General features: G+C 71.0%; 13 protein-coding genes. 6 read left to right on the plus strand and 7 right to left on the minus strand.

Annotated features, from left to right (window positions below):
• The coding region (locus tag EJK15_RS63100; RefSeq protein WP_206062077.1) for an MFS transporter at positions 1–350 on the minus strand (350 nt) is incomplete at its 3' end.
• A 66-nt stretch (positions 351–416) separates the two neighbouring features.
• Between EJK15_RS63100 and EJK15_RS63105 the strand changes: the two genes are divergently transcribed.
• Genes EJK15_RS63105 through EJK15_RS63115 form a run of 3 tightly spaced genes read left to right on the plus strand, consistent with a single transcriptional unit; the run spans position 417 to position 3094 of the window.
• The gene (locus EJK15_RS63105) at positions 417–1370 is read left to right on the plus strand and encodes a LysR family transcriptional regulator (protein WP_138719901.1); all 954 of its coding nucleotides are present in this window, start codon (positions 417–419) and stop codon (positions 1368–1370) included.
• 50 nt (positions 1371–1420) lie between these two features.
• Positions 1421–2206, plus strand: a complete 786-nt coding sequence (locus EJK15_RS73805) for an NUDIX hydrolase (RefSeq protein WP_240777993.1) — start codon at positions 1421–1423, stop codon at positions 2204–2206.
• 33 nt (positions 2207–2239) lie between these two features.
• A complete protein-coding gene (locus EJK15_RS63115) occupies positions 2240–3094 on the plus strand; it encodes an amidohydrolase family protein (protein ID WP_138719890.1) in 855 nt (284 codons plus the stop codon).
• 50 nt (positions 3095–3144) lie between these two features.
• Here EJK15_RS63115 and EJK15_RS63120 read toward each other — a convergent pair whose 3' ends face one another.
• The 6 genes from EJK15_RS63120 to EJK15_RS63145 all read right to left on the minus strand — a co-directional run bounded on the left by EJK15_RS63120 (position 3145) and on the right by EJK15_RS63145 (position 8139).
• On the minus strand, positions 3145–3780 hold the full coding sequence (locus EJK15_RS63120; RefSeq protein ID WP_138719891.1) for a class I SAM-dependent methyltransferase: 636 nt from the start codon (positions 3778–3780) through the stop codon (positions 3145–3147).
• Positions 3781–3931: 151 nt separating this feature from the next.
• Positions 3932–4684, minus strand: coding sequence for an aminotransferase class IV (locus EJK15_RS63125; RefSeq protein WP_240777994.1), 753 nt, complete (start codon positions 4682–4684; stop codon positions 3932–3934).
• Positions 4685–4692: 8 nt separating this feature from the next.
• Entirely contained in the window at positions 4693–5691 is a 999-nt protein-coding gene (locus tag EJK15_RS63130) for a hypothetical protein (protein ID WP_138719893.1), read from the minus strand.
• Positions 5688–6170 (minus strand): SigE family RNA polymerase sigma factor, encoded by a 483-nt coding sequence (locus EJK15_RS63135; protein WP_138719894.1) that lies wholly within the window; start codon positions 6168–6170, stop codon positions 5688–5690. Before EJK15_RS63135 ends, EJK15_RS63130 begins: the two co-directional genes overlap by 4 nt.
• Before the next feature lie 123 nt (positions 6171–6293).
• Positions 6294–7259, minus strand: coding sequence for an adenylate/guanylate cyclase domain-containing protein (locus tag EJK15_RS63140; RefSeq protein WP_171075304.1), 966 nt, complete (start codon positions 7257–7259; stop codon positions 6294–6296).
• Positions 7260–7302: 43 nt separating this feature from the next.
• The gene (locus tag EJK15_RS63145) at positions 7303–8139 is read right to left on the minus strand and encodes a FadR/GntR family transcriptional regulator (protein WP_138719896.1); all 837 of its coding nucleotides are present in this window, start codon (positions 8137–8139) and stop codon (positions 7303–7305) included.
• A gap of 89 nt (positions 8140–8228) precedes the next feature.
• Between EJK15_RS63145 and EJK15_RS63150 the strand changes: the two genes are divergently transcribed.
• The 3 genes from EJK15_RS63150 to EJK15_RS63160 all read left to right on the plus strand — a co-directional run.
• The gene (locus tag EJK15_RS63150; protein ID WP_138719897.1) at positions 8229–9725 is read left to right on the plus strand and encodes an ABC transporter substrate-binding protein; all 1497 of its coding nucleotides are present in this window, start codon (positions 8229–8231) and stop codon (positions 9723–9725) included.
• A complete protein-coding gene (locus tag EJK15_RS63155; RefSeq protein WP_138719898.1) occupies positions 9722–10660 on the plus strand; it encodes an ABC transporter permease in 939 nt (312 codons plus the stop codon). Before EJK15_RS63150 ends, EJK15_RS63155 begins: the two co-directional genes overlap by 4 nt.
• Positions 10657–11348: ABC transporter permease (locus EJK15_RS63160; protein ID WP_138719899.1), on the plus strand; the 692-nt coding region annotated here is incomplete at its 3' end. The genes EJK15_RS63155 and EJK15_RS63160, both read left to right, overlap by 4 nt.

Here is an 11348-nt window from a genome sequence, read left to right on the forward strand (position 1 = left end):
GCCACCCCCTGCACCGCCCGCATGACCAGCAGCAGCGGAAAGGACGGCGCCAGCGGCAGCAGCAGCCCGATCGCCGCCGAGACCACCACCGACCAGACGATCACCCGCCGCCGCCCCGCTACCCCGGCCAGCACCGCCACCGGCAGCACCGCCACCGCCAGCGAGGCCGTGGCCACGCCGATGGCCAGCGACGCGCTCCCGGGATCCAGCCGGTACGCGGCCGCCAGTTGCGGCAACACCGGCTGCGGCGCGTACAGCAACGCGAACGACGACAGCCCGGCCGCCGCGACCGCCGCGCTGACGCGCCGCGTGTCTGCTTCGACCGGAACGTGCTGCGCTTGGATGACCACCTACCCAACGCTAAGCAAGGCTAATAAATACGTCTAATACAGAAATTGTGGATAATTCATACCGTGATGGATGAATCCGACGAACAGCTGGCCGCCCGCCTCGCGCCCGCCCTCGCGCTGCTGGCCGCCGTCGGCGAGACCGGCCATGTGACGCGCGCCGCCGAGCTCCTCGGCATCCCCCAGCCCACCGCGAGCCGCCGCCTCGCCGCCTTGTCCGACCTCGTCGGCGCCCCGCTCGTCCTGCCCTCCGGCCGCGGCATCCGCCTGACCAGGGCGGGCCGTACGCTGGCCGCCGCCTCCGCCCGAGCGCTGGGCACCGTCGCCGTCGCCGCCCGCGAGGTGCGCGAGGAGATCGACCCGGGCAGCGGCCGCGTCGTCCTCGGCTTCCTGCACCTGCTCGGCCGCACCCTCGTCCCGTCGCTCATCCGCGGGTTCCGTGAACGCCACCCGGGCGTCCGCTTCAGCCTGGCGCAGGGGTCGCGCCAGGACATGCTGCGGGCCCTGCGCGACGGTGAGATCGACCTGGTGTTCGTCGCCCCCATGCCGCTGGACGACCCCGACCTCGCAAGCCGGCCGCTCGCCGACCAGGAACTGGTGGTGTTCGTGCCGCCGTCCCACCGCTTCGCCACACGGGAGCGGGTACGGGCCGCGGAGCTGGCAGGGGAGGAGCAGGTGACGCTCGAGCACGGGTACGGCCTGCGCCAGATCACCGACGACCTGTGCGCGGCGGCGGGGTTCGAGCCGCGGATCGCGTTCGAGAGTCAGGAGTCGGAGACCGTCCGGGGGCTGGTGGCGGCGGGCCTGGGCGTCGCGATCCTGCCCCGCTCGCAGCCAGGACCCCGTCCGAGCCCGTCCGGCTCTGGTGTCGTGGAGATCCCGCTGTCACCGCCGGTGTTCCGGACGATCGGGGTGAGCTGGCCGGCGGGGGAGGGGATGACTCCGGTGGTGCGGGCGTTCAGGGACCACGTGTGCTCGGGAACCGTGGACCTGGGCCCCGGCTTCCGCCCCGCCGCACCATGAGCTTGGCGAATGCCGTCCGACCTGCGACGTCTCCACGCCAGACTGGGCTCATGACACACGACGGCGATGCGGGCGTGCCGGGCTCGTTGGCGAGGGTGCTCGCCGACGTGACGGCCGAGCGAGCGGCTCAGGACGAGAGGTGGGGCATGCAGGAGCTGCCCGACGGCACCGGAGGTGAGCGTACGGTGGCCGAGTCCGACCTGGCCAGGCGCGAGACGGAGGCAGCGGCCGGTGAGGGCGTGCTGACCTGGCGGCACGTCCTGGCCGAGGAGGTGCTGGAGGCGTTCGCGGAAAGCGACCCGGACCGGTTGCGGGCCGAGCTGATCCAGGTGGCCGCCGTGGCCGCCAAATGGGCCCAAGCCCTCGACCGCCGCCCGGGGGCACCGGCGGCACCACCGCGACCGAGTCGTTTCCGGGCCATCGTCGACGTGCACGTCATCCTCATCCGCGGCGACCAGCTCCTGCTCGCCCGCCGCTCCGGAACCGGCTACGGCGACGGTCTGTGGCACCTGCCCTCGGGACATCTGGAGGCGGGCGAGTCGGTGACCGAGGCCGCCGTCAGGGAGGCGGCCGAGGAACTCGGGGTGACGATCGACCCGGCCGACCTGACGTTCTCCCACGTCATGCACCGGATCCCCGACCGGGCCGGCTTCTTCTTCTCCACCGGCACGTGGACCGGCGAGCCGTACAACGCCGAGCCGCACAAGTGCTCAGAGATCGCCTGGTGGCCCATGAGTGGCCTGCCCGACGACATGATCGAATACCCGGCGGCGGCCATCGCGAACGTCCTGGCCCGCGTCCCGTTCGCGGAACAGGGATGGTCTACAAATCGTTGATGTAACGCTAGCAAACTGTATAAGGTCAGAGGCATGCTCGATGGACGACTGCTGATCGACGCTCACCTGCATCCGCCCAGGATGTCCACGGTCAAGCCCGCCTGGGCGCGATGGGCGGAACAGTACGGAGCCCCCGGATGGCGCTCGGCGTTCGACGACGACGGGGTGATCGTTCCGGCGGCGTTCGACGACCTGCTGGCGGCCGAGGGCGTGGACCGGGCGATCCTGCTCTGCGAATACAGCCCGAAGGCCACCGGCATCCAGCCGGTCGAGGACCTGCTGCCGATCGTCAAGCACAACCCGGACCGTTTCGCGTTCCTGGCCAACGTCAACCCGCACCTGCACTATCCCATCGCCGCCGAGGTGCACCGGCAGGTGGACCTGGGCGCGGCCGGGCTCAAGCTCCACCCCGTGCACGGCGGGTTCTCGGTGGCGGATCCCATGCTGTACCCGGCGTACCAGGCGTGCGTCGAGCGCGGCATCCCGGTCGTCGTGCACTGCGGCACCAGCACCTTCCCCGGCTCGGCCAACGCCATGGCCGCGCCCGAGTTGCTCGACCCCGTCCTGCGCGACTTCCCCGAGCTCACGCTCGTGCTGGCGCACGGCGGCCGCGGCTGGTGGTACGACCAGGCGGCCTTCCTGGCGCTCATGCACGACAACGTCTGGATCGAGCTGTCCGGCCTGCCGCCCGCCCGGCTCCCCGACTACTACCAGCGCTTCGACCTGCGGCGGCTGGCCCGCAAGTTCGTCTTCGCGACGGACTGGCCCGGCGTCCCCGGCGTGGCCCGCAACGCCCGCGCCGTGGCCGCCCTGGGGCTCGACGACGACACGCTCGGCCTGGTCCTCGGCGGCAACGCGATGCGCATCTACTTCGCACCTGCTACATAAGCTTGACGCGACCACGGGTAGTCGTTGAAGAAGCTGGGCAGGCACCAGACTTAGGCCGGCTTCGTGCCGTAGACCGCGATGGCGAACGGCCGGGCCGTGGCCGTGTAGACCTGCTCCTCGAGGCGGGACAGCGACGCGTCGAGGTAGCGGTGCAGCCGGGTGGCCTCGGGCCACGGGTGCACCGCCACCAGGACGCCGTCGGGTTCGAGCAGCGCGCAGAGCTGCGCGGAGGCGCGGCGCAGACGGTCCGTACGGCCCAGGTAATAGAGGGTCTCCGAGCAGAACACCAGGTCGAAGCGCTGATCCGGGCGGTGGGTGAGGATGTCGGCGTGGATGAAACGCACCCGCTCGTTGCCGTTCACGCGCTCGCGCGCCCGCGCCAGCGCGCGCTCGGAGACGTCGACCCCGGTGATCTCGGCGTCGGGGTACGCCGCCGCGAGCGCGTGGGTGAACACGCCCTCGGCGCAGCCGACCTCGATGATCCGCCGGTACGCCCTGGGCGGCAGGTGCTGCAGTGTGGACAGGTATTTCTGCTGCTCGTAGCTGTCGGTCGCCAGTTTCCACGGGTCGGGGGAGCGGTGCTTCCAGTTGAAGTAGCGGCGCAGAATCATGCCCTGCCCCTGGGGGGAGAGGAGGGACAGCGTGCGGAAGAGCGTACGGTGCATGATCTCTGGAAAACTCGGCATGACGATCAGCGGCCTCTCTCGGGGTCGAGACGGAGGGAGTATCCCGGGGATTTGAGGTGAAGTCGTTGCCGGAACTGCATGCCCGCTTTCGGCGGGGATGACGCGCGATCACGCCCACGCCGTCGGCGCTCTGCCGCGCGGTGTCACCGGATCAATCCAGCGGATCCCACGCGACCTGGTCGTAGAACTCGATCACGCTCGCCATCAGCTTGTCGTCCTGGCGCAGCGCGACATCGCCCACTCGGCCGACCGGCACCACGCCGCGCGAGTTGCACAGGAAGACCTGGTCGAGCCCCGGCAGGTCGGCGACCCGGAGCGGGCGGCGCTCCTGCGGCACGTCCATCCGCTCCAGCAGCCCCATCGTGATCCCGCGCAGCATCGGCGCCTCCGGCCAGATCAGCCGGCCGCCCGCGAAGCCGCCCAGGTTCGTGATCGCGCCCTCACTGATCAGGCCGTCCTCCGTGGTCAGCAGCGCCTCGCCGAAGCCCTCGCGGGCGACCTGACGGATGAGATGGGCCTGCGGGAAGCCGGCCGCCTGCTTGATGTGCGGCAGGTAGCGCTGGTAGACGACCGGCTTGACGCTCTGGGGACTTCGGGACACGTGGAACGGCGGGGCGGAGGTGGCCACGACGCGCGGCCGGTCGGACTCCACGACGTACACGCGCACGCTCGCGTCCCGCATGTCGTCGCCGAGTACGGCCCGGATCGAGGCGAGCACCGCCGCGCGGTCGAGGTCCACCCCGAACAGCTCCAGGTTGGCACCTTCCAGCCGCTCGAAGTGCAGGTCGAGCCCGCGCACCCGGCGGTCCCTGACCTGCATGGCGGTGAAGTGCCCGTAGCGGGCCTCCAGCGCGAAGCGCGCGTCGGCGTCCACCAGCCTGCCCTCGATCGCTGCACGTCCCATCACATGATCTACTTTACGTACGCGCCCACCGACCAGCGAACCGGACGGTTGGCAGACTCGCCCCGTAGACGCAGCTTGCCCCTGACCGTCACCTGCTTGCCCTTGGGGATCCAGAACTCGCTCATCGCCATCGGGAAGGGGCCCTCCTTCCAGATGCCGCAGTTCCCGCTCCCGGGGGAGCCATCGACCTGGAACGTGAACCGCATCCGCCCGGCGAGATCACCCGTGCAGAGCTGGTCGATCAACACCGTCCCGGTGCTCTTGAACGTCATGGTGAAGGACGAGTCCTGCGGCCACATCCCCGAGGTGAAGGCGGCCAGCTTCCCGCCCCCCAGCCGTCCGGGAAAGGCCCTGACCGGTTCCGCCTCGACCGGGCGGGCGGGCGGAGTCCACTCGTAGACGGCCAGGCTCCAGCCGACCGGCCGGGGCTCGATCGGCACGCATGGGCCGCCCTTCGTCTTGCTGACGCAGCCCGAGCCGTAAGTGGTCGTGTCGAACGTGACCGTGACCTCCTCGGCGTCGTCCGGCACGGTCAGCTCGCGCAGCTGCATCTCCTTCTCGCACGGCGTGAATGAGGACTCAGGGTCGTCACGGCCGTTCACCGAGACGTTCGGTGGTTCGCCGCCGGACACGCCGTCGCACAACGCGGCCACGTCCAGCGGCTTGCCGGTGACCGGGATCGTGACGGAGGTCTTTTGCGCGGCCTTCGCCTTGAGCGTGGCCGTGGCCACGCGGCGGTACTCGGTGCCGTCGGCGGCCGTGAACCGCTCGGGCAGCTCGGGTGCGGGCCGGGCGGCCGCCGTCGTCTCGCGCGGCCGCTCCGTCGTACCGGGGAGGAGAGACACGCCGACCACGACCGCCGCCACCACCGCGGCGCCCGCCGTCAGGCGCCTGTGCAGGCGGGTCCGGCGGATGCGGGCGTGGACCTGGTCGTGGCGGTGCGGGTTCGCGGGCGAGGGCGCCTCGGCCCGCTCCCGTAGGACGTCACGCAGGTCTTGCACGGTCATCGGTGCAGCTCCTTCACGATCGACTCGTCCATGCGCAGCTTGGCCAGCCCCTTGGCGGTCTGGCTCTTGACCGTGCCCTCCTGGCAGCCGAGCAGCCTGGACACCTCGGCCACCGGCAGGTCCTCGTAGAAGCGCAGCACGATCACCGCGCGCTGCCTGGCGGGCAACCGGCCCACCGCCACCCACAGCTCGTCGCGCGGCTCTCCGCCCTGATCGTGCGCGGCCGCCTCCGGCAGATCGGCGCTGGGCAGCTCCCTGCGCCACCTGCGCCGCCACCAGGACGTGTACGTGGTCACCAGCACCTTGCGCACGTACGCCTCGGGCTCGTCGATGCCCGGCCACGCGAACCACGCCTTCGCCAGCGACTCCTGCAGCAGATCCTCGGCTGTGCCCCAGTCGCGGGTCAGCAGGTACGCGGTGCGTAACAGCCGGTCGGACCTCGCCACCACGAAGTCCTGAAATATCGCCCTATCCGCCAACTTGTACGCCTCCTGTCGAAGCCTGCTGACGGGAGTGACGCATCGAGCGCGACCCCAGGTTGCCTCGGCGCGTCAGACTGCCGGGCCGGGCGAGGGCTCAGACCACGCCGGCCCCCGGGGACGTCAGGTGGCGCCGGCCCGCACGACGGTGAACGGCGCCAGCTCGCCCAGCCCGCGCACCGACAGCCGGTTGACCGGCCGCAGCCAGAAGGCCCGGTCGCCCTCCAGTTCCTCGGCCATCGCCGGATCGGCCAGGATCGTGCCGGGCAGCGACAGCGCGGTGAGCCGGCTCGCCAGGTTGACCGTGGTGCCGAACACGTCGCCCATGCGCCAGATCACCGGCCCGGTCGCCAGCCCCACCCGCAGCTCCGGCATGTCCTTGCCGCGCGCGTGCGTCTCGACCAGCCGCAGCGCGATCTCGGCCGCCACGTGCGACTTGTCGGCCACGAACAGCACCGAGTCGCCCAGCGTCTTGATCACTCGCCCGCCGGTGGAGGTGACGATGTCGGCCGAGCGCCCCTCGAACCTGTCGATCAGCCGGGCCAGCTCGCCGCTGGTGATCTGCCTGCTCAGCCGGGTGAACGCGACCAGGTCGGCGAACCCGACGGCCAGCCGTACCGAGCTCATGTCCTGCTCGGCGATGCGGCCCGCGGCGGCGGCGAGCTGGCGCTGCCAGGCGTAGACCAGCAGGCGCGCCAGGTCAGGCAGCACCCGCTCGGCCCGCCTGCGCCACGCGCGGGGCCGCTCCGCCAGCGGCACGCCCGCCTGGTCGAGTGCCTCCACGCCCAGCTCGGCCTGCGACTCGGCCAGCCGGGCCGTGGCCGCCCCCAGGGAGCGGGCCATGAGCAGCACGTGTTCCTCGTCGTAGATTCCCGAGCTGACCATGCCGAGCAGCGTCTTGAGCGCCTCGACGTCGGATTCGGTGAACTCGACCGCGTCGTCGGCCACGTTCGCGAACCCCAGGGCACGCCAGAAGCGCCGCGCGCGGTAGACCGGCACGCCCGCCATCTCGGCGACCTGGTGGCTGGTGTAGCGGCGCGGCTCGCGTAGAAAGGCCTCAATCAGGCCGTCCCCATCCACGCGGGTCACGTGGGAAAACATAGCACTCTGTGGGGCAAATCACTCGGGTGCGTCACTCCAGGAGGGCTCGCAGGGCCGCCCGCTCGTCGGCGGGGACGTAACCGGCGTAGTAGTCGTACATCGACTCGCGCGACAGCCTGGCGGCCAGCGGGCCGTCGCCGGCGCGCACCGCGGCGAGGACCTCCTCGTGATGGCCGATGCTCCGGCGCATCAGCGCCTCCCTGTCGGGCGCGGAGGCGATCTTGCCGGCGATCAGATCGACCACGATCGAGCGGACGACGTCGGTGCAGATCTGGATCAGCTTGTTCCCGCTCGCCCGCGCCACGGCGTCGTGGAACGCGACATCCGCGGCGCCGAAAGCCCTGTCCACTTCCCGGGCGGCCCCCTCCGCGGCGCCGACGGTCCTGTACACGTCGCGCGCCGGCCCCTCCGCGGCGCCCGCGGCGTCGTCGCCCGCCTCGACCGCGGCCCTCATGCTCGCCACCGCCTCCGCCATCTCGGCGAGCTGCTCCTCCGTGCGCAGCCGCGCCGCCAGCAGGATGGCCGACGCGTCGAGCACCATCCTGAACTGCACCAGCTCGCCCAGCGACAGCTCCGCCACGCGGGCCAGCGTGGTCATCGACTTGTGCAGGACGGCGGGTGAGAACGGCAGCACCTCCGCGCCGTGCGGGTCGCCGGGCCGCGACCGCACCAGGCCGCGCGCCTGCAGCACCCGGAGCGCCTCGCGCACCGTGGAGCGGCTGACCGAGAACTGCACCATGAGCTCGCGCTCGCTCGGCAGCCGCGCCCCCGGGCAGAGGGAGCCGCTCTCGATGGCCTCCTCGACCTGCTCCACCACGCGCTCGTAGGCGCGTACCGTACGCACCGGCTCGAACCGCGGACCACCCATGCACGTCCCCCTTGACCCGAACCGCCGACGACTGGCAATGTGCGTAGCCTACTGGTCCGACCAGTGCACTAGCCAGGAGGCTGCAAGACATGAGGCGCATCGGAACCTGGATCGCCGTGGGCGGTCTCCTGCTGGCCACGGCCGCCTGCGGCGGCGGCTCCGACGGCGGCGCCGCGGCCGGCGGCACGCCCCAAGCCCAGTCACTCTCTGTCGGATTCGTGGCCGAGCCCGCGAACCTGGACTTCACCGCCACCGAGGGCGCCGCCATCCCGCAGGCGCTGCTCGTCAACGTCTACGAGGGCCTGGTCAAGCTCGACCAGGACGGCAAGATCGTGCCGCTGCTGGCCGAGAAGTGGGACGTCTCCGGCGACCGGAAGACGTACACGTTCACGCTGCGCAAGGACGTGAAGTTCAGCAGCGGTGCGCCGTTCACGGCGGACGACGTGGTGTTCTCGCTCGACCGGGTCAAGACGGACTGGAAGCTCAAGATCAAGTCGCAGCTCGACGTCGTCGACAAGGTGGAGAAGAAGGACGACTCCACCGCCGTCGTCACGCTCAAGCGGCCCGGCAACGGCTTCCTCTACTCGATGGCCACCAGGCTCGGCGCGATGTTCAGCCGCACCGGCGTCGCCGACCTGGCCAACAAGCCGGTCGGCACCGGGCCGTACGTGCTCGGCTCGTGGCGGCGCGGCGACTCCATCCAGCTCAACCCGAACCCCTCCTACTGGGGCACGAAGCCGTCGCTGCAGGCGGTCACGCTGAAGTACTTCAAGGACGCCACGGCGATGAACAACGCGCTGCTGACCGGCGGCATCGACGTGATCTCCAGCGTGCAGGCGCCCGAGTCACTGCAGCAGTTCGCCGACCCCAACCGCTTCCAGACGGTCGAGGGCACGACGAACGGCGAGGTCGTGCTGTCGATGAACAACAGCCGCCCGCCCTTCAACGACAAGAAGGCCCGCCAGGCCGTCCGCTACGCCATCGACCACAAGGCGCTGCTGGACACCGCCTGGGCCGGGCGCGGCCAGCTGATCGGCTCGATGGTGCCGCCCACCGACCCGTGGTACGAGGACCGCACCGGCGACTACCCGTACGACCCGGCCAAGGCCAAGGAGCTGCTCGGCGGCAAGACGCTCACCGTCAAGATGCGCATCCCGAACCTGCCGTACGCGGTCGCGAGCGCCCAGGTCGTCAAGTCGCAGCTGGCCCAGGTGGGCATCACGGCCGACATCGAGCCCCTGGAGTTCCCGGCCCGCTGGCTGGACGTGGTGTTCAAGCAGGGCGACTACGACCTGTCCATCATCAACCACGTCGAACCCCGGGATATGGGGATATTCGCGGATAAGTCGTACTACTTCCGGTATGACAATCCCGAGTTCGGCAAGCTGCTCGCCTCCGCCGACGAGGGCACCGAGCAGCAGCAGACCGACGACCTCAAGAAGGCCGCCAAGCTGCTGTCCGACGACGCCGCGGCCGACTGGCTGTTCCTGTTCCCTAACCTGATCGTGGCGAAGAAGGGCGTCACCGGGCTGCCGAAGAACGCCATCGCGGAGTCCTTCGACTTCACCGCGCTCGCCAAGCAGTGACGGTTTACCTGCTCAAACGGCTGGCGGTGCTGCTCGCGAGCACCGCCGTGGCCGGGGTGGCGGTGTTCGCGTTCATGGCGCTGCTGCCCGGCGACCCCGCCGAGATCGCGCTCGGCGTCAACGCCACGCCGGAGGCGGTGGCCGAGATGCGCAAGCAGTTCGGCACCGACCGGACGCCCGCCGCGCAGTTCCTCGACTGGTTCGGCGGGCTGGTCCAGGGCGACTTCGGCACCTCCTACGTGACCAGCTCGCCCATCGGCCCGCAGATCAGCGACCGGCTCGGCGTCACGGCCGTGCTCGTGCTCGGCGGCATGGCGGTGGCGGTGGTCATCGCGGTGCCCCTCGGCACGTTCGCCGCCGTCCACCACCGCAACCCCCTCGGCGCGGCCATCAGCGCGGCCAGCCAGGTCGGCATCGCCGTCCCGGCGTTCCTGGCCGGGATCCTGCTGGTGTTCGTGTTCGCGGTGCAGGCCCAGGCGCTGCCGTCCGGCGGCTACGTGCCGATCGCCGAGAGCCCGGGGGAGTGGCTGCGCAGCCTCCTCCTCCCATGGCTGTCGCTCGGCCTCGTCCAGGGCGCGGTGCTCACCCGGTACGTGCGCAGCGCCGTGCTCGACGTGATGCGCGACGACTACCTGCGCACCGCCCGCGCCAAGGGCCGGGGCAGCACCGGCGCGCTGTGGCGGCACGGGCTGCGCAACGCCTCGATCCCGGTCGTCACCGTGCTCGGGCTGCAGCTGGCCACGCTGCTCGTCGGCGCGGTCGTGGTCGAGCGGGTCTTCGTCATTCCCGGGCTCGGCGACCTGCTGCTCAACGGCGTGGCCGGGCGCGACCTGCTGCTCGTCCAAGGTGTGGTGATGGTGCTGGTGGCGGCCGTGCTGCTGATCAACTTCGTGGTGGACGTGACGTACCATCTGCTCGACCCGAGGCTGCGATGAGAGGCCGGCTGAACGCCGGGCTCGTCGTCGGCGGCACGCTCGTCGCGCTCGTGGTGCTGGCCGCGCTGGCGTCGTTCCTCTGGACGCCGCACGACCCGACGCTCGTGGACGCGGCACGCAAGCTGCGCGAGCCGGGCGGCGGCTACCTGCTGGGAGCGGACAAGTTCGGCCGCGACACCCTCAGCCAGCTCATGGTCGGCGCACGCACCACTCTCTACGTGGGCATCGTCGCCGTCGGTATCGCCGCCGTCATCGGCACGCCGCTCGGCGTGATCGCCGGGATGACGCCGCGCGGCTGGCTGTCCGAGCTGATCATGCGGGTCAACGACCTCGTGTTCGCCTTCCCCGCGCTGCTGCTGGCCGTCATGCTCGGCGCCGTCTACGGGGCCGGGACGCTCACCGCGATGATCGCGATCGGGGTGGCCACCGTGCCCGCGTTCGCCCGGGTGGCCCGCGCCGCCACGCTCCAGGTCATGGTCACCGACTACATCCTGGCCGCCAGGGCCGCCGGGCGGCGGCGGACCGCGATCGCGGTGCGGCACGTGCTGCCGAACATCGGGTCCGTGCTGATCGTGCAGGCGTCGGTGTCGTTCGCGATCGCGATCCTGGCCGAGGCCGCGCTGTCGTTCCTCGGCTTCGGCACCCGCCCTGTCTCTTATACTCATCTGACCCTGCCCACTCTGGACAT

Origin of the sequence: Nonomuraea basaltis, assembly GCF_005893125.1 — a bacterium.
Taxonomy (GTDB): Bacteria; Actinomycetota; Actinomycetes; order Streptosporangiales; family Streptosporangiaceae; genus Nonomuraea; species Nonomuraea basaltis.